Raw genomic sequence first — 26969 nt, 5'->3', positions numbered from 1 at the left:
GCATCACCTAGATTTGAAGAGGTGAGCGCACAAGATCTGTCCATCGAACTCCGCCGAGCGCTGTCGGGCGTGGCACGCACCCCGCGTCTGCTCGTAGCCTCCGACTACGACGGGACGATGGCACCCATCGTCGCCAACCCGGACAAGGCGTATCCCCGTGCGGAAACGGTGCGTGCGCTCCGCTCCCTCGCCAGCCTGGCTTCGACGACGGCTGCCGTGATCTCCGGTCGCGCCCTCAAGGATCTGGCTGCGCTGTCCCGACTTCCCGCCGAAGTGCAGTTGGTCGGAAGCCACGGCTCCGAGTTCGACATCGGATTCGTTCACGCGATCGACGCCGACGCCAGGAAACTGCTCGACGAGATCGTCACCGAGTTGGGCCGGATCGCCGCCGACACCCCTGGGGCAACGGTGGAGAAGAAGCCCGCCAGCGTCGCCTTGCACGTACGCAACACCAGCGCCGATGACGCCGAGAAGGCGCTCATCGCCGTTCGGACCGAATCGGCGCTCTGGCCGGGTGTTCAGGTCACCGAGGGCAAATCGGTGGTCGAGTTGGCCGTCATCGCCACCGACAAGGGCCACGCACTCGACTTGATTCGCCATCAGGACGGCGCTACCGCTGCCGTCTTCATCGGGGACGACGTGACCGACGAAAAGGCGTTCAGCAGGCTTCAGGGGCCGGACATCGGAATCAAGGTCGGCAGTGGGGACACCGTCGCCGACTATCGCGTCGACAGCACCGAGGACGTCGCTGCCGCTCTGGCGTTCCTGCTCGACGAGCGTCGTACGTGGCTTTCCGGTGCCGACGCTCCGCCCATCGAGCGGCTCTCGATGCTCGCCAGTCCGCGCACCGTCGCTTTGGTGACCCCGGATGCGACGCTGACCTGGTTGTGTCACCCGGAACCGGATTCCGCAGCAGTCTTCGCGCACCTTCTCGGCGGAACCGGGGCGGGCCACTTCTCAGTCGGGCCTCGCCGAACAGCCTTGCCGCTGAGCCAGAAGTACATCGACAGCACGATGACCGTTCAGACCCGCTGGGCGAGCCTGTCCGTCACCGACTACCTCCCCCACGACGTCCCGCAGGGACGAACCGACCTGACCCGCATCATTTCCGGCCAGGCCGACGCGATCGTCTCGTTCGCACCCCGTCCCGAGTTCGGCCAAGGCCAGGTCACCCTCGAGGTCGTCGACGAGGGCATTCGGGTCCTCGGCACCAACGAGCCGTACGTGCTCCGCTCCCCCGGCGTGCTGTGGAACATCGCCACCGACGGAAACCAGCAGACCGCGCACGCCATCGTCGAGCCGTCCAAGGGTGACGTCGTCCTCGAATTGCGCTGCGGAACAGAAGAAATCGGCCCCTCGGAGATTCCGGAGATCGAACGCCGAGCAACTTCGGAGGCATACTGGTCCGATTGGGCCAAGACGCTCGAACTGCCGAAGCTGAAGCCGGACTTGATGAAACGCTCTGCGCTGACCTTGCGCGGGCTGGTTCACGCCGATTCCGGTTCCATCATGGCCGCCGCTACGACATCCCTGCCGGAAGAGATCGGCGGAGTCCGCAACTGGGACTACCGCTATTGCTGGTTGCGCGACGCCGCCCTCACCGCAACAGCTCTCGTGAGCGTCGGATCCACCGACGAAGCCGAGAACTACCTCGACTGGGTCCACCGCGTGCTCGAAACGCTGCCGGGACCCGAGCGCCTGCACCCCCTCTACACGCTGTACGGGACTTCGCTACCGCCCGAGGCCGTCATCGACTCACTGCCCGGGTACGCCGGTTCCCGGCCGGTCCGCGTCGGAAACGCCGCGAATCAGCAGGTTCAACTGGACGTGTTCGGCCCGATCGTCGAGCTGATCGTCGAACTGGCCAATGCACGCGAAAAGGCCGGTGCTGCTGACCCTTTGAGTGACCGCGACTGGGAACTGGTGTGCGCCATGGTCGAAGCAGTGCAGCGACGCTGGTTCGAACCCGACCACGGTATCTGGGAAATTCGCGACAACCCGCGCCACCACGTCTATTCCAAGGTGATGGGTTGGGTCACCGTCGACCGCGCTGTCGATCTTGCCGCCCGCTTTTCTCGTGAGGCTCTGCCCGAGTGGGTGGAACTACGTGACCAGATCGCCGACGAAGTACGCCACAAGGGATGGAAGGACGACGTCCAGTCGTACACAGCTGCCTACGACGGTACCGATCTCGACGCCGCTACTCTGCACATCGGACTGTCGGGACTGATCGATCCCACGGATCCACGCTTCGCCGCAACCGTCGTAGCCACAGAGGCTGAACTACGCAGCGGCTCAACGGTATACCGCTACCACCACGACGACGGCCTGCCCGGCATCGAAGGTGGATTCCATCTCTGTGCAGCCTGGCTCGTCGAGGCCTACCTACTGATCGGTCAACGCCTGCAAGCAGAGGCACTGTTCGACCAGTTGGTCGCGGCAGCGGGTCCCACCGGACTGCTCGCGGAGGAGTACGACCCCATCGCGGAACGCTCGCTGGGCAACCACCCCCAGGCATACAGCCATCTGGGATTGTTGCGCTGCGCCCAACTCCTGGCGTGACAACTACCCCGTGACAGCTACACCCTGATCCGACCTGATGTTCGCCCGGCCAGTAGCTCGGTGTCGAGCATCTCGACTATCGGAACGCCGGATCCCGACGGCGACATCAGGAGCGCACCGGCACGCCGGCCCTTCTCTTCCTGTGGCTGGCGCACCGTTGTCAGTGATTCGCGCAGCGCCTCGTCGACGCCGTCGAATCCGGTGATCGACAGTTGGCCAGGTACATCGATGCCCTGCCAGCGCGCCCAGTCCAAGGCGCCGAGGGCCAGCACGTCGGTGGTGCAGACCAGTGCGGTGATCTCGGGGTTGGTCGCGAGAGCTTCCGCCGCCGCCGAGTGGCCGGACTGCGAAGTGTGGACGTACCGCTCGATCACCGTGAGTGAGAGTGGGTCCATGTCAGCCGCCACCATTGCGTCGCGGACTCCTTCGATGCGCTCACGCTGGACGTGGAAGTGGGGGGACTTGAGTCGTTCCTGGCTGACGACGCCGTCCATCCGGTCGCGCCCCAGCCTCATGCAGAGCACGCCGATGTCACGGTGGCCGAGACCGATGAGGTAGTCGGCGACCTTGCGCATGGCAGCGCGGTCGTCGATGCCCACGAGAGACGCACCGGGAATCTCGCGCGGCTGGTCGCACACCACGATCGGAATGTGACGCTCGAGCACGGCGGCAAGATACGGGTCGTCGTCGGCCACCGAGTAGACGACAAAGCCGTCGACACCCGCTTGTTGGACCACAGCCGCAGCATCCACCTCGTCGCGCCCGGGCCCGGCCGGGATGAGCAGCAAGCCCTGGCCGGCGTCCTCACATGATTCCGAGAGACCGGCCAGAAAGCTCATGGCGGCCGGGTCACGGAACGAATAACTGAGTGCTTCGGTGAGCAGAAGACCGACGGCGCCGGCTTTGCGAGTTCGCAAGGAGCGGGCGACCGGATCAGGTCCGGGGTATCCGCGTCGCTTGGCCGCTTGGAGCACTCGATCCCGCAGCTCGACGGAGAGCTGATCGGGTCGGTTGTACGCGTTCGAGACTGTAGTTCTCGACACATTGAGCTCGGCGGCAAGCGACGCCAAAGTGGCTTGACGGCGTGGCTGACGGGACCGGGGCATAAACGGACGTTAGCCGTAGTGCCCGCAGACGGCGCGTTGGGGCTGAACCGAAGGTGAACTACCAGCGACTATGCGCTAATGTGTAACGGTAACGGTTTCCAATAGCATTTAGCCCAGCCTTTGTTCAGGAGAAAAGCACGTGCGTTCGTCGTCGAAATTCCGCACCGCCACCGCCCTCGCGGCCGTCTCGGTCGCCGCAGCATTCGCGCTCACCGCGTGCAGCTCCACCTCTTCGAAAGACGAAGGCATCACCGTCGTCGCATCGACGAACGTGTGGGGCGACGTCGCGCAGGCCGTCGCAGGCGACAAGCTGACCGTGACGTCGATCATCAACGAGCCGTCCGCGGACCCACACTCGTTCGAGGCGACTCCCGCCGATGCCGCCAAGATCACCGACGCATCGCTTGTCGTCTACAACGGCGGCGGTTACGACCAGTTCATCACCGACGTCCTCGATGCAGGCAAGGGTGAGCAGAAGTCGGTCAACGCCTACAACCTGCTCGACGGCGGCATCCATGCCGGCGAAACCGCGGGCGAATCGCATGACGGTCACACCCACGGCGCAGTCAACGAACACGTCTGGTTCGACATCCCGACCGTCGACGCCGTCGCACATTCGGTTGCCGATCAACTGAGCGCACTCGATCCGGACAACGCGGCAACCTACGAGGACAACGCGAAGGCATACAGCCAGAAGCTCGCCGGCGTCACGGCCATCACCGACTCCATCGCCGCTGCCCACGCGGGCACACCGGTGGCTCAGACCGAGCCGATCGCGCACTACCTCCTGGTCGCAGCTGAACTGAAGGACGCAACTCCCGAAGAGTTCACCAGCGCCATCGAAGACGGCAACGATCCGTCACCGGCCGCAATCGCCGCAACCCGCCAGCTCCTCTCGGACAAGCAGGCCCGCGCATTGGTCTACAACATCCAGACGCAGGACAAAGTGACCCAGGACATGCGCACCACCGCCGAAACCGCCGGAGTGCCCGTCGTCGAGGTTACGGAGACTCTCCCCGAGGGCCTGGACTACATTCAGTGGCAGACGCAGACCGCGGAGTCGCTCGCAAACGCCCTCTCTGCCCAGTAATTTTTGCCCCACCATTTCCGAGAAGAACCGATCGGCTTGTGACAGATACTTCCGCGAATACTCCTGTGCCCTCTGGTAACACCGTGCCTTCTGGAAACACCGTGCCTTCAGGAAACACCGTGCCTTCAGGAAACACCGTGCCCGCTGTGACGCTGAAGGATGCTCGACTGTCCTTCGGCGCCCGCACCCTCTGGGACGGACTCGACCTCGAGGTACAGCCAGGTGAGTTCATCGCCGTACTCGGACCGAACGGGTCTGGCAAGACCTCGCTCCTGAAGATTCTTCTGGGTCAACTGCAGCTCAGCGGTGGTAGTGCTCAGATCGTCGGCACGCCGGCACGGGCCGGGAACTCACATGTCGGGTACATCCCGCAGCAGAAGTCGATCGACGACGGCCTCCCGCTCCGCGGCCGCGACCTGGTCGGCCTCGGCGTCGACGGTCACCAGTGGGGCACGGGGCTACTCCGCCGGGGTCGTCGACGCAGGATCGTCGACGACGCCATCGCGCAGGTCAGCGCCCAGTCGTTTGCCGACGCCCCCATCGGCTCCATGTCCGGCGGCGAGCAGCAGCGACTGCGGATCGCTCAGGCTTTGGTCGGCGACCCGCGGATCCTGCTGTGCGACGAGCCGCTGCTCAGCCTCGACCTCGCCAACCAGCACCTGGTCTCGACGCTGATCGACAAGCGTCGACGCAGCCATGACACTGCGGTGCTGTTCGTGACGCACGAGATCAATCCGATCCTGCCGTTGGTGGATCGAGTGCTCTATCTGGTGGACGGCAAATTCCGGATCGGGACGCCGGCCGAAGTGATGACGTCCGAGGTTCTCTCGGATCTGTACAACACCGACGTCGAGGTGCTGCAGGTTCGTGGTCGCCTCGTCGTGATCGGCACCGGAGATGCCATCGACGCGCTCGGCAGCGCCGGCGGACTGCGTCCAGGCGAAGGCGTTCACCATTCTGATGAGGATCACCACCAGTGAGTAACAAGTTCACCGACGCGATGTCGCGGATGTTCGACGTGTCCGCCACCGTCGATCTACTGCAGTACGACTTCGTCCAACAGGCGTTGATCGCCGGCGCCATCCTCGGATTGCTGGCGGGCATCATCGGGCCGCTGATCGTGAGCCGTCAGATGTCGTTCTCGGTGCACGGTACGAGTGAGCTGTCACTGACCGGTGCATCCGCCGCACTTCTTGTCGGAGTGGGCGTCGGCTTCGGCGCCATCGTCGGATCCGTGGTCGCCGCGGTTCTGTTCGGGCTACTCGGAGCCAAAGCGCGGGACCGGGATTCGGTGATCGGTGTGATCATGGCTTTCGGCCTCGGCCTGTCGGTGTTGTTCCTCTGGGCGTACGACGGTCGCACGGGAACCAGCTTCTCGTTGTTGGTCGGACAGATCGTGGCGCCGGGAAACAGCGGTCTCGAACTTCTGCTGCTGTGCGCGGTCATCGTGATCGGCACACTCGGATTCATCTACCGCCCTTTGCTCTTCGCGAGCACCGATCCCGAAGTTGCTGCAGCTCGCGGTGTTCCGGTTCGGGCACTGTCGATAGTGTTCGCGGTGTTGGTCGGAATCACCGCCGCGCTCGGCGTGCAGATCGTCGGCGCCCTGCTGGTGATGTCGCTGCTGATCACTCCCGCAGCGGCCGCCGCGTACGTCACGGCAAGCCCGCTCAAGGCCACGATTCTCTCCGTCGTGTTCGCCGAACTGGCAGCCGTCGGCGGCATCCTTCTCTCGCTGGCCCCCGGCGTTCCCGTCTCGAGTTTCGTCACCTCGGTCTCGTTCGTGATCTACCTGATATGCCGACTCTTCGGATCCGCACGTCGCAAGAATGCCGGACGGATTCCGGCGCACGCCTGAACACCGCGAGCCCATACCTACCTAGAATCGAAGTATGGGCTACAGCGTTGATCTGAACAGCGACCTCGGCGAGGGCTTCGGAGCCTGGACCCTGGGCGACGACGACGCGATGCTCGAACTTGTCACAAGCGCCAACATCGCCTGTGGATTCCACGCCGGCGACCCGACCACACTGTTGGCGACATGCGAATCCGCGGCCACCCGCGGCGTACGGATCGGCGCGCAAGTGGGGTACCGCGACCTCGCCGGTTTCGGCAGACGCTTCATCGACGTCTCTCCGAAGGACCTGACCGCCGACGTCATTTATCAAATAGGGGCACTCGACGGTTTGGCTCGTGTCGCCGGATCGCGGGTCACGTACGTCAAACCCCACGGCGCGCTCTACAACGCGATAGTTCATCACCGCCGGCAAGCGCGGGCTGTGGTCGCCGCTGTCGTCGCCTACGACAGTTCGCTACCAGTTCTCGGACTGCCGGGTTCGGTGTTTCTTGAGGAAGCTCGCGAGGCCGGACTCGACATCGTCGCCGAGGCTTTTGCCGATCGCGCGTACACGGCAGAAGGCACCCTGGTTCCCCGAACCGAACCAGGTGCGGTGCTGCACGACCCGACGCTGGTTGCAGAACGGGTTCGGCGAATGATCGTCGACGGCGAATTCGACGCAGTCGACGGGAGCACCCTCGAGATCACCGCAGCCTCGGTGTGTGTGCACGGTGACAGTCCGGCGGCCGTCGACATGGCCGCGGCGATCCGTGCACTCCTCGAATCCTCCGACGTCGAGATCACGCCGTTCACATGATCACGATCCTGCCCGCCGGTGAATCCGCAGTCCTCGTCGAGTACGACGAACTGCCGAACGTGTTGGGCAACTTCAGGGCCCTCGACGCCAGTCGGATCCCCGGGGTGATCGACTTGATTCCCGCGGCACGAACCATCTTGATCGAGTACGACAACACGATCACCGGTCACAATCTCGTGGAGAAATGGGTACGTGGGGCTGCACCGATCGAACTCACAGCAGACGAGATCGGGTCTGCCGTCGAAATTCCGGTCAGCTACGACGGCGCCGACCTTGCCGAAGTGGGCAAGCTGACCGGACTCGGGGTCGACGGTGTGATCGACGCTCACACGTCCGCGACCTGGACCGTCGCGTTCATCGGTTTCACCCCGGGTTTCGCGTACCTGACCAGCACCGAGACAAGGCTGGAGGTTCCACGTCGATCGGACCCGCGCAGGCAGGTCCCGGCCGGGGCAGTCGGATTGGCCGGCCCGTTCTCGGGCGTCTACCCGCGTAGTTCCCCGGGCGGCTGGCAGTTGATCGGAACCACGGAACTGTCGGTGTGGGATGCCGAACGCCGCCCGCCGGCGTTGCTTCTACCCGGCACCACGGTCACCTTTGTCCGTGCCTGAATTCGATGCCCGCATGATTTCGGTGTCTTCACCGCGTTGTTGCGAGACAATGGATTCATGGCCTGGCTCGAGGTAGTGCGTACCGGCCCGCTCGCCACAGTTCAAGACCGCGGGCGGACAGGCTACGGCGCCCTCGGGGTCGGCAGATCCGGGGCCGTCGACATGATCGCGCACGACAGCGCGAACAGACTTGTAGGCAACACTTTTCGAGCAGCAACCATCGAAGTCACCACTGGCGGTTTCGCTATGCGAGCCGTCGGATCGATGACGGTGGCAGTGACGGGCGCGCGGGTAGCGCTGACCGTCGACGGACAGCCGGTGCCTGACTACTCGAGCATGCACCTCGACGGTGGCAGTATTCTCGAATTAGGTTACAGTACAACTGGTTTGAGAACGTACATCTCCGCACGCGGTGGCATCGACGTCCCGCAGGTACTCGGCAGCAGATCCACCGACACGCTCTCCGGACTCGGGCCGCCGCCGCTCACCGTCGGCGATCACCTCCTCCTCGGGGCCGAGGAAGGGACGTGGCCCACCGAAGAGTTGATTCCACCGCCGGCCCCTCCACTCGGCGCAGTTCCACTCGAGATCACGCTCGGCCCACGAAATTCCTGGTTCACTGCCGCATCCGTTCAGGCACTCCTTCACACCACCTGGAAAGTCACCGAACACACCAACCGCGTCGGTGTCCGGTTACAGGGCCAAGGGCCTCTGCATCGCTCACGCACGGAGGAACTGCCGAGCGAAGGCGTCGTCGCGGGGTCCATCCAGGTGCCACCAGGCGGAGCGCCCGTCGTGTTTCTCGCCGACCATCCCGTGACCGGCGGATACCCCGTCATCGCCGTCGTCTCCGCCGCGGGGATTGCGTCGCTGGCACAGCTGCGGCCCGGCAGCACCATTACCTTCAAGGCCACTACTCGGCCGTCGTAGCGCTGATAGTCTCAGCCGCGCCAGCAACGCTGCCGGCGGCGCTCGGCCGTCGCCAGAACCTGAAGGACTGTCACACTATGAGCCCTAAGAGCAGCACACTTGCTCTCGGAATAGCGTCACTGATCACTGCTGCACTCGTCCTGTCGGGATGCAGCGGTTCGGAAAGCGGAGAGGCCGTCTCCAGCGAAACAACCACTTCCGAAAGTTCTGCATCCTCGCCGTCGGCCGCTGCCGCGACGCCGACCTTGCGGGACGGGACACCGTTCATCGGCGAGCGGACGACCATCGAGACCGGCAACGACCCCGAAGCGCCGAGCATCAGCGTCAGCCTCCCGCCGAGTTGGACCCAAGGCGAGAACATCCCCGCCGGGGTTACGGATGCGTTGTCCAGCAACAGCCGCGAACCTAGTGGCTTCATGCCGAACACCACCGTCACGGTCGAAAACCAAGGCACCGCAACAAAAGACGAGGTTCTTGCCGCCGCGCGTGAAACAATCGCCACTCTCGACGGGTGGACCGAGGTGAAGTACACCGAGATCGACGTCGACGGACAGCAGGGATTCCGCCTCTCCGGAACCTGGACCGCTCCAAACCTGGACGTTCCGCTCTACGCCGTCATGACAGTCGTCGCTTACCAAGCCGACGACAACTCGCCGGTCTACTTGGTCAGCTTCGCAAACCAGTTCACCGATACGACAAACATGCAGACGTCCAACCAGGTGGAGGAAATCAACACTTCCATCGAATTCGGCTGAGCACCTGATGGTTTGAACACCTGATCACCGAACAACAGCGGCGGGCCGAGACTTCGACAGTCTCGGCCCGCCGTTTCGCAACTCTCGACTAGCCGAACAAGCCGCTGAGGGAACCGAGGCCACCACTCAACGAGCCGAGTGATCCGCTTCCGCCACCGGTTCCGGGGTTCGTGCCGGGGTTGGTTCCGGGATCAGTGCCAGGATCAGTACCGGGGCCGGTCGGATCCGTTGACTGCACCACGATGGCGGGCCCCATTTCCGGGAAGCTTGCACTGGTTCCGGCCCCACCACCCATGAGCGTCGCGCCGACAGTCAACCCGCTGCCGTAGGTGCCCGGATCACACGTGACGACGTAGCTGGTCTTCATCGTTATCGGGTTCTTGCTGTTGTTGTACCAACCGTTACTGGTGAAGACCTTCGTGGTTGCGGTCGACTGGGAGACATTCGGGGTTTCCACAGTTTCCTTCATGACACCTCCCAAACCTGGGAGGCCACCCATCAATTTCGAAATCTTTGCCGAGCCCGGCACGAACTCGAGACAGCCGGCATGAATCTCGGTCAGCCGATTGACATACCCTTCGAGCCCGTTCTTGTTCGACACTGTCGTGTAGGTGATCGTGTCGCCGACCTTCGGGGACGCATTGTCCACGGTCCGAGTAAATGTGTAGGCACCAGACGTGGCAGTCTCGGCAGTCGCGACTCCAGCACCAAGGGCACTTGCACCCACAGCCAGAGCGATCGCCCCCAGCCCGACGCCGATAGTGGACAGATTCCGATTCCCGGATCCAACCTTCGTCACGAACAATCTCCGCTCTTCAGAGTTCCAGGACAACCGATTTCGTCGATTACTGAAACTTGTTACAACCCGACTCCCAACGTACGATACAGGCGACCTGGACACCCGCCCAGGTTTTCGACAAAATTGCCGACGATCAGTTATCGGCAGGCAACAGAGACGAGAAAAGGCTTCCCAATTCGGACTTTTCCGTAGATTCTGCCGAACTGACACATAGGCAAGCGTCCGATAGGTTTCAATGGTTACCGCGGCGCAACCTTTGAAGAGTTATCCCATCGCCGTCAGTGTGAACCCCCTCGAACGGAGATTTTCATGTCACGTTTTTCAATGCGTAAAACACTTACAGGAGTAGCAATCGCTGCGCTTGCAACCAGCGGACTTCTCATCAGCACCGGCGCTGCGCACGCAGATGCCGCGCACCCGAAGACCAACACGGTGACTTCGAACCAGGTCACGATCACCAAGAGCGTCGTAGGCGACGGAGAAGTGGCGCCTGGTGGAAAATTGACCGTCCGCACCACGGTTTCGGCCAACGGCCATCCGGACTTCTTCGTCAACAAGTTCGTCGACCGCTTTCCGGCCGGATACACCTACATCAAGGACAGCGCCTCGATCGATTCCTGGCACTTCCTCGGGCTGACCCAGAAAACCGAGAAGGTCTCCCCCACCGTCGACAATGCGGCGCACACCGTCACAATTCCCGATGCGGGTTGGAATGTCTCGATTACCGGCAGCAAGACGGTCACTTTCGAAGTGAGCTACCTGGTTCCGGCCAACGCACAGCCGGGAACTTACATCGAGCTCCCCAGTTCCATCGGCATCTCGCTGTGGGGCAGTGATCAGAACATCAGCGGCGTCTACGCCAAGATCCGCGCCAAGAACCCCGGCGAGGCAGCCGCATCGGGCTCGGCAGATCTGGGCTTCGGCTCTTCTGACGGCGAGGGCGGAACCGGTTCGGCCGGCTCCTCCATCCTGGACAACCCGGCCGGCTTCATCTCCGACATCATCAGCGGTGTCCTGGCCAACGGCAGCTGATCCGTCTGCTCCACCTGTAAACACTCCGTCGGGGAATGTGATCGAGGGTGGCATCGAGTCTCCGGACTCGGTGCCACCCGCGATCTTTTCTTGCAATTGCACTCCGTCGCGCCCTGCATCGGCACACCAAATAGGAAAGCATTACCTAAGTCATTCGCGGTATGATCCACCGATGAGTTCCACAGGATTTCCGTACTGGGCTGTGCCGGCAGGCCGGTACGTTCCGCTCCCTTTCTCCATGACCACGTCCACCATCGGGCGCGATCAGAAGCGTGCGTGGCGTGAGATCCGCCATCCCGAACACGAACTCCTCTGGGGCGCTTCCGGAGAGATGAGCGCCTACATCGACGACGTTCGTTGGCAGATCCCACCGACGGTCGGCATGTGGATTCCGGCCGGAACTCCACGCCGCATCACACTCGGCGCATCCACCGAGGCGCGCTTCACGTACTTCCGGCCCGAGTCGTTCCCCCACCCGTGGACAAAGCCCGCGATCATCGGCATCGACGACGTGGTCAAGACGATGCTCATCCACCTGCACCAGCGAAATATGCCGACCGAGGCTCGCTTGCGCGCCGAATCAGTAGTCTTCGACACGCTCGCGCCCATCGAGGCGGCCGATGTCGCAGTGCCGATGCCCGCTGATCCCCGGGCCCTTGCCGTTGCACGCCGCTTGATCGCCGACCCCGCCGATCAACGCGGGCTTGCCGATTGGGCCTATGTGGTCGGCGGAAGCCCCCGCACCCTGAGCCGTGTGTTCTCTCAGGGCACGGGGATGTCCTTCACCGAGTGGAGAATTCAAGTTCGCGTCCGCGCTGCGATGTCCTATCTCGCTGCGGGCGTTCCTGTTTCGACGGTCAGCCGCCGCGTCGGATACGAAACCCCCAGCGCCTTCACCAGCGTGTTCCGCAAGGTCACCGGGCGGACACCGAAGAACTACTACTCGGACGCGTGCGAATTGTCGGCCTAGCTTTCAGAACCAGCAGCTTGTCAGAATCATCAGCTGGTCAGAACCCGTTCATCTTCGAGACCAGTTCTGCGAAGGCATATTTGACGCTCAGCGACGTGGGTGAGGCCAGTGCCATGACTCGGGCCAGACCGAGCTGCTGAATCAGCCTGCCGTCCTTGACTGCCGGCAGGTCGGCAAACAACTTGTCTCCCATCAATCCGGGGAGCCCCTGACCGCTCGCGTCGTTGAGCACGATAACGTCCGCGTCCAGTTCGTTGTACTGTTCGCGCGATGCGGTGACAGAACCCTGCGTGTCGCCGCACAGCGCTGCGCTTCCGGCCGAATGCTTCAGTCCGAGCTGGGTCATCAGGATGACTCTGCCGTCGTCGGCGCAGTAATTGGTGAGGCCGTCGATGTTTCCCGAGAGGAAGGTCAAGGTCTTCCCCTTCAGATCCGGGGAGCTCGCAGCCAGGTCGGCAATGGATTCGTCGGTTTCCTTGATCAGCTCAGCCGCCCGCTTCGGTTGACCGAGTACTGAACCGATGGTCGACAACTGCTCCTGCCACGTAGTCGCCCATGCGGTCTCCTTGAACGGAATCGTGGGTGCGATCTGAGTCAGACGTGCATAGTCGTCTTCGGTGATTCCGGAGACCACCGCGATGATCACGTCCGGCTCCAATGCCAGGATCTGCTCGAACGGCACACCGGAAGTGCTGTCGAGCAACGTCGGTTCGGCATCGCCCAACAATTCTTCGTCCCACGGCAGGATTCCGCTCTCCAAGCCTGCCCCACTGAACGACTCCATGGCGACGGGCGTCTTACCCAGTGCAAGGACCGAATCCTGGCTGTTCCAACCGATGGTCACGATCCGCTGAGGTTCGGTCTCGATGGTGGTCGAGCCGTACGCGTGGTCGATGGTGGCCGGCAGCGCGCCGGTCTCGGCCAACTGCGTCGTATCCTCCGACGCTGTTGACTCGGTGCTGCTCTGGCAGCCTGCGAGCAGGGCAATCGCGGCCAACGCAGCCACTATTCGGGTAGTGCTTTTCATCTTCTGTCAGCTCTCTTCGCAAACGTACTTGTTTCGACCAGGCAGGTATATCGAGACCTGATCCCGGTAATGGGGTCTCGATGCTCCATCTGTCCGCTGCCGCGTAGCCCTTGGCATCTACGAGCACTTTCCGTACCGCCACCGGCTCTACCGTAGAACTGCACAACGAGTGTTCGGATCTGGGCGAGGAGTTTCACGAGTGTCAGCGCTGCCCGAAACTCGTACCGGTCCGATGGAGATGATCAGAACCGGATCGTTCTCCTCCGGGCGCGGCCCGCGACTGGTTGCAGCCGTCACCGGTCAGGCGTCGTACCAGGTCGCTCAAGCCCTCATTCCGGTGCTGATCGGCACCGTCGTCGATCGGGCAATCGGAAAGTCCGACAGCACAGCGCTTCTCGTGTGGCTGGCGGTACTGTGCGCTCTGTTCGTCGGACTCGCCCAGTCGTGGCGCATCGCAGTTCGCCTGAACACACAGGTCTTCGTCTACGGCGAACACGACCTACGACTGAACGCTGCCAGACGGGTACTCGATGCCAGGGGCATGCAAGCTCAGCGTTCGACGGGTGAAGTTCTCACCATCTCCACTTCGGACGCCTCGCACGTCTCGGGCTTCTCTTGGGTTGTCGCCGAGCAGGGCTCAGCTTTCGCAGGGCTTGCCGCGGCAGTGATTTCGCTTGCATTCGTATCGTGGCCGCTCGCACTGATCGTCGTCCTCATCACGGCTGCGCAGCTCGTATTCATCCACAAGATCAGCGGTCCACTGGACGAGCGTGTGTATGCAGAACAGAAGAAGGCAGCCGAGGCAGGCATGCTCGCAACTGATTTCACGCTCGGACTGCGAGTGCTCAAAGGCTTCGGAGCCGAGCCCACTGCTCTCTCCCGATATGTCCATGCCAGCCGGGAGTCGATGAAAGCAGCGATCCGGACGGTCAGGGCAATGTCCAGTCTGACCGCGCTCAACTCAGGAGTCTCCGCGTTGGTACTGGCGTCAGTCGCATTGGGTGCCGCGTGGATGGCGCATCAAGGCACGATCACCGTGGGTAACTTCGTCACCGTGGTCGGCCTGAGCAGAGTGATTGCCGGCCCGATGGAAACGCTGGGGTTCTTCGGTGCCGAACTCGCCGCCAAGCGGGGCTCCGCGCGCAGACTGTCCGAACTCCTGGCCGAACCGCACCTGATCGATTCGCTGCTCTCCACGGCCTCGGCCAACTCCGACAGAAGTGAAGACGCCCTGCTGATTTCGGCCGACAACGGAACCGTCGTCTCAGCTCGCCGCGGAGAAGTGGTGGGCGTGCGCGCTGACGATTCCGCTGACCGACTGGCACGACAACTCGCCTACCAGACCCCGCTCGTCCCCGACTGCTACTTCGTATTCGGCACCGATGCAACCGAACTCGGTCCGGACGGAGTTCGCGATCAGGTGTTCGTCTCCGCCCATGAAGGAACCGTGTTCACCGGCACCGTCTTCGACAATCTGGCTGCACCGAGCGTCGACTCGTCGGCAATGACGTCATCTGCACTCGACGACGTGTTGACGCATCTGCCCGACGGCCACCTCTCCGAGGTAGGTGAGCAAGGAAAGAAGCTCTCCGGGGGTCAACGCCAACGTCTTCTCCTCGCCCGTGCTCTCCATCAACCCCAGCCGATCCTGGTCCTCCACGAACCCACCACTTCCGTGGATTCTGTTACCGAACATCGAATTGCACACTCACTGAGAAACTTTCCCGACAAGGCCATTGTGGTGATCACCTCGAGTCCGACCTTGCTCCATTCGTGCGACCGCGTCGTGACGATCGACGACGCTCGGGACGGAGACTCGCTGTGACTGCCACCCTTCCGGATGCATCTACTGTTCCGGTTGCATCGGCCCTGCCGATCGCGTCGACCAAGCAGACCGTCCGCGCATTGATCGCACTGCTTCGGCCACGCAAGCGAGCGCTCGCACTCACGACCGTCGTACTTCTCTCCGCTACGGCCTGCGGCCTGTCCACCCCCGCGCTGCTCGGACTCATGGTCGATGCGGTCACGGAGGGCAAACCGTTTGTCTCACTTCTACGTATCACCGCGTTCATGCTCGGCGCAGCGGCCGCAGGAGTTGCGCTGACTTGGTGGAGCACACAGCTTCTCGCGAATGTCGCGCAGAACGTGCTGGCCGATCTTCGTGAGGACGTGTTCGCCGCTACGCTCGCGCAGCCGTCGTCGCTGGTCGAGGATGCCGGAACCGGCGATCTGATTTCCCGGGTCTCGGGTGACGTCGAAGCGGTCAACACCGTCATCGCGCGGGTGCTACCCGCAACGGTATCGGCCCTGTTCATGATTTCGCTGACGCTTGTCGGTGTGGGAGTGATCGACTGGCGCTTCACCCTGGCCATCGTTGCGGTCGCGCCGATCCACTATTTTGCTCTTCGTCATTTCCTCCGACGCTCCGGGCCCGTCTACCGACGCTCCCGCGCTGCGCAGGCCAGGCGGGGACAGCAGCTCATCGAAACTCTCGGCGGCGCAGGCACTGTCACTGCCCTACGGAGAACTGACGAGCACATCGGCCGAATCGCCGCGACCTCCGAGCATGCCATCAGCTTCGACATGCAGGCAGTTCGACTGCGTACCAACTTCTTCGCGCAACTGAACGGCGCCGAACTACTCGGATTGGCCGCCGTCCTGAGCGTCGGCTACTGGCTCGTGACCACGGGATCGGTGTCCATCGGCGCTGCTACCGCCGCCGCACTCTACTTCCACAGTCTGTTCAGCCCAATCGCGGTATTTCTCTCCAACATCGACGAATTGCAGGATGCTGGTGCCAGCCTGGCTCGCCTGATCGGTGTCACCGCGATGCCCGGGCGTCCTTCGACCATTCCTGCCCCGGCTCGGTCCGAACCCATCGGCGTCGAGGTGGACCGGGTTTCTTACTCGTACAACAACTCCACTCCGGTCATCGATTCGATCTCGATCGCCATCGCACCGGGGGAACGAATCGCCGTCGTCGGAAGCAGCGGCGCCGGAAAGACCACGCTCGCCAAACTGATTGCCGGCATCATTCCCGTCGGGGACGGGCAAATCACCGTCGACGGCACACCGATTGACGACCTGAGTGATGCCGAACTTCGGCACAAAGTCGTCCTGGTCAGTCAGGAAGTTCACGTGTTCGTCGGGACGATCGCCGACGATCTCCGGTTGTGCGCACCCGATTCGGACGATGCGAAGATCACCGAAGTCGTCGAAACGATGAAAGCTCAATGGATTCACGAGCTTCCGGAAGGGATCAAGACCCGAGTCGGCGCCGGCGGGTACCAATTGACTGCGGCTCAGGCACAGCACATAGCCCTCGTCCGACTGGCTCTGCTCGATCCTCCCGTCGTCATCCTCGACGAGGCCACTGCCGAAGCCGGAACCACCGCAGCAGGTCTACTCGATCAGGCGGCCGAGCTCGCGGTCAGCGGCAGGACTGCCGTGGTGATCGCGCACCGCCTGAGCCAAGCAGTCCGCGCCGATCGGATACTCGTCATGAGCGGTGGCCGCGTAGTCGAGAGCGGGACACATGACGAACTGATCGGCGCGGACGGTTCCTACGCTGCATTGTGGGAAGCCTGGTCGGTACGGAGCTAGATCCCGCCAGACTCACCTGCACGCTGTTACAACTCAGCTGCTACGACGCCTGCGGGCGATGTCCGCCAGGACAACTCCGGCGGCAACCGACGCGTTGAGCGACTCGACCGGACCGGCCATCGGAATCGAGAGGATCGCGTCGCAGTTCTCGCGGACGAGACGTGAAAGACCCTTGCCCTCGGAACCGACCACGATCACCACGGGACCGCTGCCGTCGAAATCGTCGAGAGTGGTGTCGCCGCCGGCGTCGAGACCGACAACCTGAACACCCTTCGACGCCCAGTCCTTGAGCGTGCGAGTGAGGTTGGTGGCCCGCGCAATCGGCAGACGAGCGGCAGCGCCGGCGCTGGTACGCCAAGCAACGGCACTCACGCTCGCGCTACGACGCTCCGGAATCACGACGCCGTGTCCACCGAAAGCTGCGACCGAGCGCACAACGGCGCCCAGGTTGCGGGGATCGGTGATGTTGTCCAGCGCGACGAGCAGCGGCGGCTCGGCGTGCTTACGTGCCTCGGACAGAAGATCGTCCGGGTGCGCGTAGCGGTACGGCGGAACCTGCAGAGCGATGCCCTGGTGAAGACCGTTGGCGCTGAGGCGATCCAGATCCGAGCGCGGCACCTCGAGGATGGAGATACCGGCGTCGGCAGCCCGCTGAACAGACTCCTTCAACCGGTCGTCGCTCTCGGTACCGACAGCCACCCACAGCGCCGTCGCCGGAACACCCGCGCGCAGGCACTCCACCACCGGGTTGCGACCGAGCACGGTCTCGGGACCGTCGAGAACCTTGCGGCCCGGACCCGGACGGCCACCGCGGCCCTGGTTCTGCTTCTCGTCGGCCCGGGCGGCGCGCGCTGCACGCTTCGCCGCGGGGTGCTTGGTGCGTGCCTCGGCGGGAGGCGTAGCACCGCGGCCGGCGAGACCACGCTTGTGCTGGCCACCGGAACCGGCAACCTGGCCCTTCTTGGTGCCGCCCTTACGGACTGCGCCGCGCCTGCTCGAGTTTCCAGCCATTGTTACTGCCCTGCCTTAAGGGACCATTCGGGTCCGTCGGGAGTATCGGTTACTTCGATACCCGCCTTGATGAGGCGATCGCGGACCTCGTCCGCCACCGCCCAGTTCTTTTCCGTACGTGCCTGCTGCCGACGATCGAGATCGGCCCGCACCAACACGTCCAAAGCTTCCATTGCCGTCTCGGTGTCGCCACCGGACTGCGTCCAATGCTCGTCGAGTGGGTCGACGCCCAGGATCGCGAGCATGGCCCGCACCTGGCCGGCAGCCACCCGAGCCGCGTCGAGATCACCGGCAGCAAGCGCGGAATTACCCTCGCTCGCCTTGCCGTGGATCTCGGCCAACGCGATCGGCACCGACAAGTCGTTGTCGAGAGCCGCCGCGAAACCTTCGGTCCACGTGCCGAGTTCGACCCCACCTGCGCGCTTGTGTGTGCGCAGGACAAACGACTCGAGCCCTTGGTAGGACTTCGCACTTTCGTCCAATGCCTCGTCGGAGTACTCGAGGTTGGAACGGTAGTGCGCACTACCGAGGTAATACCGAAGTTCTTGCGGGCGAACCTTCTTGAGCACGTTCGGCACCGAGAGAACATTGCCCAACGACTTGGACATCTTCTCGCCACTCATCGTGACCCAACCGTTGTGCAGCCAGTACTGAGCGAAATCGTCGCCGGCGCACTTGGCCTGAGCGATTTCGTTCTCGTGGTGAGGGAAGACGAGATCGCGTCCACCGCAATGTATGTCGAATGCCGCGCCGAGGTAGAACTCCGCCATGGCCGAGCACTCGAGGTGCCAGCCCGGACGGCCGGGTCCCCACGGTGTCGGCCACGAGGGCTCACCGGGCTTGACGGCCTTCCAGAGAGTGAAGTCGCGGGGATCGCGCTTTCCCTCGGCCGCACTCTCGCCCTGATGGACGTCGTCGAGTTTGTGACCGGACAGCGCGCCGTACTCGGGGTAGCTCTGTACGTCGAAGTAGACGTCACCGCCCGCCGCGTACGCGTGGCCGTTCTCGATCAGGCGTTCCATCATCTCGACCATCTGCGTCACGTGACCGGTGGCCCGCGGCTCGATGGACGGGGGAAGCACACCCAATTGGTCGTAAGCCCACGTGAACGAACGCTCGAACGTCGTCGCCCACTCCCACCAAGGTCGGCCGGCGTCGGCGGCCTTGTTGAGGATCTTGTCGTCGATGTCCGTCACGTTGCGCACGAAGGCAACGTCGTTGCCGTGCGCCAACAGCCAGCGTCGCAGCACGTCGAAAGCGACGCCGCTGCGAACGTGTCCGATGTGAGGGTCGCCCTGAACTGTCGCCCCACACAGGTACACCGATGCATGTCCGGGGGCCAACGGAACAAAATCCCGAAGGGCCCGCGTACCGGTGTCGTATAGGCGCAGGGTCACGACCAGCGATCTTACCTGTCGTGTTCGGTTGTCATGACCAACGCGGTGGCCATGGCGGCGATCCCCTCGCCGCGACCGGTCAAGCCGAGGCCGTCCGTGGTGGTCGCGGACACCGAAACAGGGGCGCCGAGGATGTCCGAGAGCACCCTCTGCGCCTCGTCGCGTCGCGGCCCGATCTTCGGGCGGTTACCGATGACCTGCACTGCTGCGTTGCCGACGGTGAACTGGTTCTCCTCGAGCAGTCGGCGAACCTCGGCCAACATTCGAGCGCCGCTCACGCCGTCCCATTCGGGCCTGCCGGTGCCGAAAACCGAACCGAGGTCACCGAGGCCCGCCGCGGAGAGCAACGCGTCACAGAGCGCGTGGACGGCGACGTCGCCGTCCGAATGCCCTGAGCACCCGTCTGCTTCCTCGAACAGCAACCCCGCCATCCAGCAAGGTCGGCCCACCTCGATGGGGTGGACATCCGTGCCGAGACCGACGCGCATCTAATTTCCGTTCCGTGAGTCCGCACTCAACTCTGTCTCCGAGATCAGGAGCGCCCGGGCAAGGACGAGGTCGAGTGGAGTGGTGATCTTGAAGGCGAGAGCGTCGCCGGGAATCGTCTGCACCGAAACACCGAGACGCTCGACCAGAGCGGCATCGTCGGTCGCGGCGACATCACCGGCGTCGTACGCACTCCGCAGGACGTCGGTGGAGAAGCCCTGAGGAGTTTGAACCGCACGCAACTCCGAACGAAGAGGCGTACCGGTGACTGCGCCGAGTACGTCGACCGACTTGATCGTGTCGGTAACCGGAAGTACCGGAATGACCGCGGAGCTGCCGGCCTGGAGAGTTTCGACGACACGTGCGATCAGCGCCGGCGGCGTCAATGCCCGCGCGGCGTCGTGCACGAGTACGAAATCCGCGTCTCCGGCAGCACTGAGGCCGGCTCGAACCGAATCGGTTCTTTCGGCGCCACCACCGACGACGTCGACGTCCGCTGCGCGGCCGAGGTCTGCCACGACGGATTCGACCAGCTCAGGCGGCACAATGACAACAACGCGGTCGATCGCTCCGGATTTCCGGAGTCCATCGACCGCGCGTGCAAGCATGGTGCACCCACCGAGTTCGACGAATGCCTTGGGCAATTTCTCGCCCAAACGCACTCCCCGACCTGCAGCAGGTACCAGGGCTACTACTGCCACTGTCAGCTTTGTTGTATTACCGTCAGGACGCGGCCGCGAGGACCTCGTCGAGAATGGTCTCTGCCTTCTCGGTGTCAGTGCCCTCGGCGAGCGCGAGCTCTCCGACAAGAATCTGACGAGCCTTGGCGAGCATGCGCTTCTCACCAGCGGAAAGTCCACGGTCCTGCTCACGACGCCACAGGTCACGAACAACTTCTGCAACCTTGTTCACGTCACCTGAGGCAAGCTTCTCGAGATTTGCCTTGTATCGACGAGACCAGTTGGTGGGCTCTTCGGTGTGCGGTGCTCGCAGAACCTGGAAAACCTTGTCGAGGCCTTCTTGGCCGACCACGTCACGAACTCCGACGTACTCTGCGTTGTCTGCAGGAACCCGAACTGTGAGATCGCCTTGAGCGACCTTCAGAACCAGGTACTCCTTCTGCTCACCCTTGATGGTGCGGGTTTCGATAGCTTCGATCAGCGCCGCACCGTGATGGGGGTATACGACGGTGTCTCCGACCTTGAAAATCATGTGTCCCGTGCCCCTTTCGATTCCACTAGTTTAACACGTGAAAGAACCGACCACTCATCAACTGTGCAGGTCAGGGGCATCCTTGCTCGAGCGTAGGGGTTGACAGGGCTTGTTGTACGTGCATTCAACTGGTCTGGAGCACCCCTGTGTAACCGACTGAAAGCCCACGCAGACAACCGTTGTGGCGACCCGACGGCCAGCCTTCGGGACCTTATCTACTACTCTGCCTAGTGGAGTGCGAACCTGACGCCGTGGAGGACAAATCGTGACTGCTATCCGTAAGCCGACTCGTCGAGTCGCTACCGCCATTGCACTGGCTGCAGGCGCAGCCATCGCGCTGTCCGCTTGCGGTTCCGGACAGGTGAGCCAGACCGCCGTCCAGCAGGCCGCCGTGAACGGCAACAGCGCCAACCTCGGTGAGATCGCACTGCGCAATGTGCACATCGCTTACCCCTCGTCCGAGGAATACAGCATCGAGCCGGGCGGCAACGCCGTGCTCGCCTTCACCATCGTGAACGACAGCGCCGAGACCACGGACAAGCTCGTCAGCATCACCACCGATTACGCAGCACGCGTCATCGCCGGTGAAGAGGTCGGCGGCTTGACGATCAAGCCGCAGACGTCACTGCAGGCCGGTCAGTTGCCCGCCGGCGAGGGCGCCGCAACCGAGGCCGAGACCCAGATCAAGAACAACGAAGAGAACGACGACGCTCCCGCTGCGCTCACTCTCGTCGTTCTGCAGGACATCAAGGCAGGCGTTCGCCCGGGCTTGACCGTCCCGATCACCTTCAAGTTCGAGAAGGCCGGTTCGGTCACCGTCGACGTGCCTGTCGATGCCGGCCCGCAGCTCGAGCGCAACGAGTCGGACAAGTCGCCTGACGTTGCAGAAGCTGGGCACTGAGCCCCGAATCACCAAGGCGCACACTGCGCCTCGCAGAACAATGTCAGCATTGCACTAGAGGCGGGGTCCATGTCGGACCCCGCCTCTAGTCTGTCCCGGTGGCCAAAGTGAAATCGAACTACCGATGCTCCGAATGCCAGTCGGTAGTGCCCAAATGGGTCGGTAGATGTCCGGACTGCGACTCGTGGGGCTCGATGACCGAGGTCGCCGTCGTGGCACCCGTCGCCAGTCGCGCCGGCGCTTCACTCGCGAAAGCGGGGTCAAGCGCCGTACTACCCACGACGCCGGCCACCCCGTTGACACAGATCGACAGCACCTCGACGCAGGCCAAGCCCACCGGAATCGGCGAGCTGGACCGCGTCCTCGGCGGTGGTGTCGTTCCGGGTTCCGTAGTTCTGCTCGCGGGAGAACCCGGTGTCGGGAAATCGACGCTACTTCTCGAGGTCGTCTACCGCTGGGCGATGCGCAGCGCGGATGATCGAGCGTTGTACGTCACGGGCGAGGAGTCTGCCGGTCAGGTTCGACTGCGGGCAGATCGCACCAACTCGGTCCACGAGCGGATGTACCTGGCAGCGGAATCCGATCTCGCGACCATCCTCGGCCACGTCGAGCAGGTCAAGCCAACTCTGGTCATCGTCGACTCTGTGCAGACCATGCTTGCCGCCGACGTCGACGGAGTCGTCGGCGGCGTGACTCAGGTCAAAGCCGTGACCAGCGCCCTGACCTCATTGGCCAAGGCAAGTGGAATCCCGGTGCTTCTGATCGGCCACGTCACCAAGGACGGCGCCGTCGCCGGTCCACGTTCGCTCGAGCATCTCGTGGACGTGGTCCTGCACTTCGAAGGTGACAAGCACTCCACCCTGCGCATGGTCCGTGGCGTCAAGAACAGGTTCGGCGCGGCCGACGAAGTGGGATGCTTCGAACTGAGCGAGCAGGGCATCAACGAGATCAGCGATCCGTCCGGCCTTTTCCTTCACCACCGTGAAGAGGCCGTGGAAGGTACTGCCGTCACCGTGATGATGGACGGTAAGCGTCCGCTGCTCGGTGAAGTTCAAGCACTCGTCGCCACCACACCCCTGCCGACACCTCGCCGTGCCGTCAGCGGACTGGACACCGCCCGTGTGGCTATGGTTCTGGCCGTGTTGGAGCGCCGCGTCGGAGTGTCGATCTCGAAGGCCGACGTCTACGCCGCGACCGTGGGTGGAATGCGGATGACCGAGCCGGGCGCAGATCTGGCTCTCGCCATCGCCGTCGCCTCTGCGGTGAAGGCCAAACCCGTTCCCAAGGGGCTCGTCATCCTCGGCGAGGTCGGACTCGCCGGGGAAGTTCGGCGAGTTGCCGGCGTGAACCGGCGCCTGATCGAAGCTGCCCGCTTGGGATTCACCAGCGCGATCGTGCCGGTCGATTCCGGCCCGAACATTCCCGGCATGCGGGTCAACGAAGTCGCGAATCTGGCCGAGGCGTTGGCTTACGCCGGATTGATGGGCGGCAAACAAGCCCCGTCTCGCCCCAAGCTCACGCCGGTGAAGTGACCGGCCTGCGGACGACTACCGCTTCAGACCGACGAGGTGCCGAACGGGGAAGTCGGTTCGCCGTCCACAAACTCCTTGGTCTTGGCGAAGTGTTCCGAGGTGATGGTCAGGAACAGTCCTCGGGACGTCCCCACTACCGCGTCCGGATCCGCTGTCGGGCCTTCGACGATGACCGCTTCCGCGCTGGTGTAGACCTTGCGACGCAAAACGCCGTCGATGCGAGCCCGAAACTCGAGCACCGATCCCAACGGGATCGGTCGGGCGAAGTCGATCTCGAGGTGCCCGGTCACCACCGGCGAGCCGAGAGCCATGCATGCCATGCCCTGAGCCTCGTCGAAGGCCGTCGACAAAATGCCGCCGTGAATAACTCCCGGACCGCCCTGATACTTCTTGGCGACCTCCAGACGGCCGGTCACTTCCAGCCCGTCACCGGCCCTGAAACTCATCGCCATTCCCGCAGGCTGGTCGTCGCCGCAGCCGAAGCATTTCGACCAGTGCTGAGGCAGCTTCTCGCCGGCGGCCGGAAAGAATTCGGTCGGCTCCGGGAGGGTCAGGTCGTCAGGCAGGGTCCAGGTACTACTCATGGATAGGTAATCTAAACGGGGATCAGTCCGGCACAGGCATCGGACCCGACCGAAGTGACATCGACCTCAGCAGGGAGTTTCTCAATGATCAGTGCGATGGCGGACACACAGTCGTCGTCGGCATTGCGAGAGACCATCGCCAGGTTGGCGCCGGGTACCGCGTTGCGAGACGGGCTCGAGCGCATTCTTCGCGGTCGTACCGGCGCTCTGATCGTCCTCGGATACGACGAAGAGATGGAAGCGCTGTGTGACGGCGGATTCAATCTCGACGTGGAGTTCGCCCCAACCCGATTGCGCGAGCTGTCGAAGATGGACGGCGCGGTTGTCCTCTCGACGGACGGCACACGCATCGTGCGCGCCAACGTCCAACTCGTTCCCGATCACAAGATTCCCACCGTCGAATCCGGCACCAGGCACCGTGCCGCCGAGCGCACGGCGATTCAAACCGGATATCCCGTGGTGTCGGTCAGTCAATCGATGTCGATCGTCAGTGTGTACGTCGGCGGTATCCGGCACGTCATCGACGGCTCGGCCACCATACTTTCGCGCGCCAACCAGGCCGTCGCGACGCTCGAACGATACAAAGCGCGCCTCGACGAAGTGACACGGCAACTGTCGGTCGTCGAAATCGAGGATTTCGTGACCCTGCGCGACGCGTTGACCGTCGTACAGCGACTCGAAATGGTTCGCCGTGTGTCGATCGAGATCGAGCAGGACGTCCTCGAGCTCGGCACCGACGGTCGCCAGCTGGCACTGCAGCTCGAAGAACTGGTCGGCGACAACGACATTGCACGTCAACTGATCGTTCGGGATTACCTTGCCGGCCCCGAACCCATCGGTACCGCGGCGATGGACAACGTCCTCGTCGCGCTCGATCGCGTCACCGACGCCGACCTACTCGATCTCACGACGCTTGCGCGTGTTCTCGGTTATCCGGGCACGATCGAAGCCCTCGACACCCCGATGACCCCTCGCGGATACCGCGTACTGATGCGTGTACCTCGATTGCAGTTCCATCAGATCCACCGGTTGGTCGGATCCTTCGGCACTCTCCAGTCGCTGCTGGCCGCTACGGCTGCCGATCTGCAGTCGGTCGAGGGCATCGGCGGGCTGTGGGCCCGTCACATCCGTGAGGGACTGTCCCGGCTCGCGGAGACGTCGATCACCGGATCGTTCAACTAGCCAACCGTTCGCCGCTCGCTCGCTCTCACGCGATGTTGAACGGCTCCGGGGAGCTTCGCAATGCGCCGAGCTGACCGACAACCGTGTACGCGCCTGCGCCCACCGGATTGCGCTCGGGGTTCTGCGCGGTCGCGCACTCGGGGTTCGACGTCGTGGCCGACCAGGCGACCTTGAACGCGGCTTGCTCACCCGGAGCGAGATTGCGCACGTCGGCAGCGGGCTGCGGGTAGCAGTCGACGTTGGACCACAGACGGGTCTTTCCGTCGATGCTGTAGACGAGCACCTGCTGAAGGCCGCCCGCCAGATCTCGATCACAGGGTGCCGACCCGATATTGGTGATGACGATCGTGAACGACGGCTCTTCGCCGGGAGCGAAGGTCGCCTTGTCTGCGGTTGCCTTGACTGCCAGCGACGAGTCGGCACACTGACCCGCCGGAACCGGGGCGCCGGTGGTCGACGAAGACGACGCCGATGTCGACGATCCCGAAGCTTGCGTGCCCGAACCGCCCGATCCACCGGCGGCGCCCCCACCCGAACCACCGTCACCGGCCGGCGCGTTGGATCCGGAAGGGTTGGGAGTGAACGAGACGTCTGTTGTCAGCGAGGAACTCGCAGCGGCCGAATCGGCCTCCGGGGTATCACTTCCACCGCCGAAGAGGGCGGACGCCGCCCAGATGATCAACGCCAGCGCAATAACGGCAGCACCGATGGCCAGCGCCCGGCGACGCCAGTAGATCTCAGGGGGCAGTGGTCCATTCGGTTCCAACACGGACTCAACGGTAGTTGGCGCAGGGTCGACTAACCGTCAGCTGAGGCGGCGTGTCGGTACCCATTGTCCGGTGCCAGGTGTCACTGCCCCGGAAGATCTATCCCTCGACGCTCTCGCCGATGTCGCCGACAGCGCCCTGAACTCGCATGTGACCGTCGGACAACGTGTACGTGACGCCGACGATCGCGCAGGCACCGTTGTCCACTTTGTCGGCGATGATCCGGGACCTCTGCATGATCAGCGAGCCGGTCTCCACGACGTGACGGCCTTCGAGTTCGTCGACGGTGGACAAGCCTTCGTTGCGGCCCATCAGGATGGACGGGGCAACACGCTCGACCACACTGCGGATGAATCCATCGGGAACTGCGCCCTTGTCCAGGGCGTCGAGCGTTGCCTTCACAGCACCGCAACCGTCGTGCCCGAGGACGACGATGAGCGGCACGTTGAGCACGTGAACGGCGTACTCGATCGAACCGAGAACCGAATCGTCGAGTACATGACCGGCCGTACGCACGACGAACATGTCGCCGAGGCCCTGGTCGAAGATGATCTCGGCGGCTACGCGCGAATCACCGCAACCGAACAGAACCGCTGTGGGGTGCTGCCCGTCGACGAGTTTCGCGCGATCGGCGATTCCCTGGCTGGGATGGATGGATGCGTCGTTGACAAATCGCTCGTTGCCTTCGCGAAGGGACTTCCAAGCGGAAATGGGGCTTGATCGTGGCATTCACTCATTGTGCACCCGCCGCATTTCGG

Annotated in this window: 26 protein-coding genes; 15 read left to right on the top strand and 11 right to left on the bottom strand. The window is 63.4% G+C overall.

Going from position 1 to position 26969, the window contains the following annotated elements:
- The first annotated feature begins 21 nt into the window (after positions 1 to 21).
- On the top strand, positions 22 to 2562 hold the full coding sequence (gene otsB, locus ACFT1A_RS18965; protein ID WP_378448221.1) for a trehalose-phosphatase: 2541 nt from the start codon (positions 22 to 24) through the stop codon (positions 2560 to 2562).
- A 17-nt stretch (positions 2563 to 2579) separates the two neighbouring features.
- Here the strand turns inward: otsB and ACFT1A_RS18960 are convergent, their stop codons facing one another.
- Entirely contained in the window at positions 2580 to 3668 is a 1089-nt protein-coding gene (locus ACFT1A_RS18960) for a LacI family DNA-binding transcriptional regulator (protein WP_214879757.1), read from the bottom strand.
- 139 nt (positions 3669 to 3807) lie between these two features.
- Here ACFT1A_RS18960 and ACFT1A_RS18955 point away from each other — a divergent pair, with 139 nt between their 5' ends.
- From ACFT1A_RS18955 to ACFT1A_RS18925, 7 genes are all read left to right on the top strand, one after another.
- Positions 3808 to 4758: a metal ABC transporter solute-binding protein, Zn/Mn family gene (locus ACFT1A_RS18955; RefSeq protein ID WP_378448220.1), complete on the top strand. Its 951-nt coding sequence runs from the start codon at positions 3808 to 3810 to the stop codon at positions 4756 to 4758.
- A gap of 119 nt (positions 4759 to 4877) precedes the next feature.
- Complete coding sequence (locus ACFT1A_RS18950; RefSeq protein ID WP_378448219.1) at positions 4878 to 5738, top strand: metal ABC transporter ATP-binding protein; 861 nt, start codon at positions 4878 to 4880, stop codon at positions 5736 to 5738.
- Positions 5735 to 6616 (top strand): metal ABC transporter permease, encoded by an 882-nt coding sequence (locus ACFT1A_RS18945; protein ID WP_003945811.1) that lies wholly within the window; start codon positions 5735 to 5737, stop codon positions 6614 to 6616. The genes ACFT1A_RS18950 and ACFT1A_RS18945 overlap by 4 nt, the downstream gene beginning before the upstream one ends.
- Before the next feature lie 34 nt (positions 6617 to 6650).
- The gene (locus ACFT1A_RS18940) at positions 6651 to 7412 is read left to right on the top strand and encodes a LamB/YcsF family protein (RefSeq protein ID WP_378448218.1); all 762 of its coding nucleotides are present in this window, start codon (positions 6651 to 6653) and stop codon (positions 7410 to 7412) included.
- Complete coding sequence (gene pxpB / locus ACFT1A_RS18935) at positions 7409 to 8023, top strand: 5-oxoprolinase subunit PxpB (protein WP_378448217.1); 615 nt, start codon at positions 7409 to 7411, stop codon at positions 8021 to 8023. Before ACFT1A_RS18940 ends, pxpB begins: the two co-directional genes overlap by 4 nt.
- Positions 8024 to 8080: 57 nt before the next feature.
- Complete coding sequence (locus ACFT1A_RS18930; RefSeq protein WP_378448216.1) at positions 8081 to 8953, top strand: biotin-dependent carboxyltransferase family protein; 873 nt, start codon at positions 8081 to 8083, stop codon at positions 8951 to 8953.
- 77 nt (positions 8954 to 9030) lie between these two features.
- Positions 9031 to 9708 (top strand): LpqN/LpqT family lipoprotein, encoded by a 678-nt coding sequence (locus tag ACFT1A_RS18925; RefSeq protein WP_378448215.1) that lies wholly within the window; start codon positions 9031 to 9033, stop codon positions 9706 to 9708.
- An 88-nt stretch (positions 9709 to 9796) separates the two neighbouring features.
- Here ACFT1A_RS18925 and ACFT1A_RS18920 read toward each other — a convergent pair whose 3' ends face one another.
- Complete coding sequence (locus tag ACFT1A_RS18920) at positions 9797 to 10507, bottom strand: hypothetical protein (RefSeq protein WP_378448214.1); 711 nt, start codon at positions 10505 to 10507, stop codon at positions 9797 to 9799.
- A 309-nt stretch (positions 10508 to 10816) separates the two neighbouring features.
- On the opposite strand from ACFT1A_RS18920, the gene ACFT1A_RS18915 reads away from it, so the two are divergent.
- Together ACFT1A_RS18915 and ACFT1A_RS18910 are read left to right on the top strand one after the other, a co-directional pair.
- A complete protein-coding gene (locus ACFT1A_RS18915) occupies positions 10817 to 11539 on the top strand; it encodes a hypothetical protein (protein WP_378448213.1) in 723 nt (240 codons plus the stop codon).
- 172 nt (positions 11540 to 11711) lie between these two features.
- Positions 11712 to 12509 (top strand): AraC family transcriptional regulator, encoded by a 798-nt coding sequence (locus ACFT1A_RS18910; RefSeq protein WP_031332820.1) that lies wholly within the window; start codon positions 11712 to 11714, stop codon positions 12507 to 12509.
- A 37-nt stretch (positions 12510 to 12546) separates the two neighbouring features.
- Here the strand turns inward: ACFT1A_RS18910 and ACFT1A_RS18905 are convergent, their stop codons facing one another.
- On the bottom strand, positions 12547 to 13536 hold the full coding sequence (locus ACFT1A_RS18905) for an iron-siderophore ABC transporter substrate-binding protein (protein ID WP_378448212.1): 990 nt from the start codon (positions 13534 to 13536) through the stop codon (positions 12547 to 12549).
- 199 nt (positions 13537 to 13735) lie between these two features.
- On the opposite strand from ACFT1A_RS18905, the gene ACFT1A_RS18900 reads away from it, so the two are divergent.
- Complete coding sequence (locus ACFT1A_RS18900; protein ID WP_378448211.1) at positions 13736 to 15361, top strand: ABC transporter transmembrane domain-containing protein; 1626 nt, start codon at positions 13736 to 13738, stop codon at positions 15359 to 15361.
- Positions 15358 to 17139, top strand: coding sequence for an ABC transporter ATP-binding protein (locus ACFT1A_RS18895; RefSeq protein ID WP_378448210.1), 1782 nt, complete (start codon positions 15358 to 15360; stop codon positions 17137 to 17139). The genes ACFT1A_RS18900 and ACFT1A_RS18895 overlap by 4 nt, the downstream gene beginning before the upstream one ends.
- Before the next feature lie 33 nt (positions 17140 to 17172).
- Here ACFT1A_RS18895 and rlmB read toward each other — a convergent pair whose 3' ends face one another.
- Genes rlmB through carD form a run of 5 tightly spaced genes read right to left on the bottom strand, consistent with a single transcriptional unit; the run spans position 17173 to position 21245 of the window.
- The gene (rlmB, locus tag ACFT1A_RS18890) at positions 17173 to 18150 is read right to left on the bottom strand and encodes a 23S rRNA (guanosine(2251)-2'-O)-methyltransferase RlmB (RefSeq protein WP_230816683.1); all 978 of its coding nucleotides are present in this window, start codon (positions 18148 to 18150) and stop codon (positions 17173 to 17175) included.
- Between the two features lie 2 nt (positions 18151 to 18152).
- Positions 18153 to 19547, bottom strand: a complete 1395-nt coding sequence (cysS, locus tag ACFT1A_RS18885) for a cysteine--tRNA ligase (protein ID WP_095970890.1) — start codon at positions 19545 to 19547, stop codon at positions 18153 to 18155.
- 11 nt (positions 19548 to 19558) lie between these two features.
- Positions 19559 to 20035, bottom strand: coding sequence for a 2-C-methyl-D-erythritol 2,4-cyclodiphosphate synthase (gene ispF, locus ACFT1A_RS18880; RefSeq protein WP_095970889.1), 477 nt, complete (start codon positions 20033 to 20035; stop codon positions 19559 to 19561).
- Complete coding sequence (ispD, locus tag ACFT1A_RS18875) at positions 20036 to 20734, bottom strand: 2-C-methyl-D-erythritol 4-phosphate cytidylyltransferase (protein ID WP_378448209.1); 699 nt, start codon at positions 20732 to 20734, stop codon at positions 20036 to 20038. It abuts the gene before it with no gap.
- A 22-nt stretch (positions 20735 to 20756) separates the two neighbouring features.
- A complete protein-coding gene (carD, locus tag ACFT1A_RS18870) occupies positions 20757 to 21245 on the bottom strand; it encodes an RNA polymerase-binding transcription factor CarD (RefSeq protein WP_003945666.1) in 489 nt (162 codons plus the stop codon).
- A 265-nt stretch (positions 21246 to 21510) separates the two neighbouring features.
- On the opposite strand from carD, the gene ACFT1A_RS18865 reads away from it, so the two are divergent.
- Positions 21511 to 22146, top strand: coding sequence for a hypothetical protein (locus ACFT1A_RS18865; RefSeq protein ID WP_378448208.1), 636 nt, complete (start codon positions 21511 to 21513; stop codon positions 22144 to 22146).
- A 98-nt stretch (positions 22147 to 22244) separates the two neighbouring features.
- The gene (radA, locus tag ACFT1A_RS18860) at positions 22245 to 23678 is read left to right on the top strand and encodes a DNA repair protein RadA (RefSeq protein ID WP_378448207.1); all 1434 of its coding nucleotides are present in this window, start codon (positions 22245 to 22247) and stop codon (positions 23676 to 23678) included.
- A 23-nt stretch (positions 23679 to 23701) separates the two neighbouring features.
- On the opposite strand, the gene ACFT1A_RS18855 is transcribed toward radA, so the two are convergent.
- Complete coding sequence (locus tag ACFT1A_RS18855; protein ID WP_378448206.1) at positions 23702 to 24262, bottom strand: PaaI family thioesterase; 561 nt, start codon at positions 24260 to 24262, stop codon at positions 23702 to 23704.
- A gap of 96 nt (positions 24263 to 24358) precedes the next feature.
- Here ACFT1A_RS18855 and disA point away from each other — a divergent pair, with 96 nt between their 5' ends.
- A complete protein-coding gene (disA, locus tag ACFT1A_RS18850; protein ID WP_024487741.1) occupies positions 24359 to 25444 on the top strand; it encodes a DNA integrity scanning diadenylate cyclase DisA in 1086 nt (361 codons plus the stop codon).
- A gap of 25 nt (positions 25445 to 25469) precedes the next feature.
- On the opposite strand, the gene ACFT1A_RS18845 is transcribed toward disA, so the two are convergent.
- On the bottom strand, positions 25470 to 26213 hold the full coding sequence (locus ACFT1A_RS18845) for a DUF4232 domain-containing protein (RefSeq protein ID WP_378448205.1): 744 nt from the start codon (positions 26211 to 26213) through the stop codon (positions 25470 to 25472).
- Between the two features lie 97 nt (positions 26214 to 26310).
- Positions 26311 to 26940: a carbonic anhydrase gene (locus ACFT1A_RS18840; RefSeq protein ID WP_317551648.1), complete on the bottom strand. Its 630-nt coding sequence runs from the start codon at positions 26938 to 26940 to the stop codon at positions 26311 to 26313.
- Positions 26941 to 26969 lie beyond the last annotated feature (29 nt).

The sequence above is a fragment of the Rhodococcus sp. NPDC057135 genome, from assembly GCF_042670865.1.
Classification (GTDB): Bacteria; Actinomycetota; Actinomycetes; order Mycobacteriales; family Mycobacteriaceae; genus Rhodococcus_F.
The sequence above is the reverse complement of the archived record's forward strand: the minus strand, read 5'-3'. Positions and strand labels throughout refer to the sequence as shown.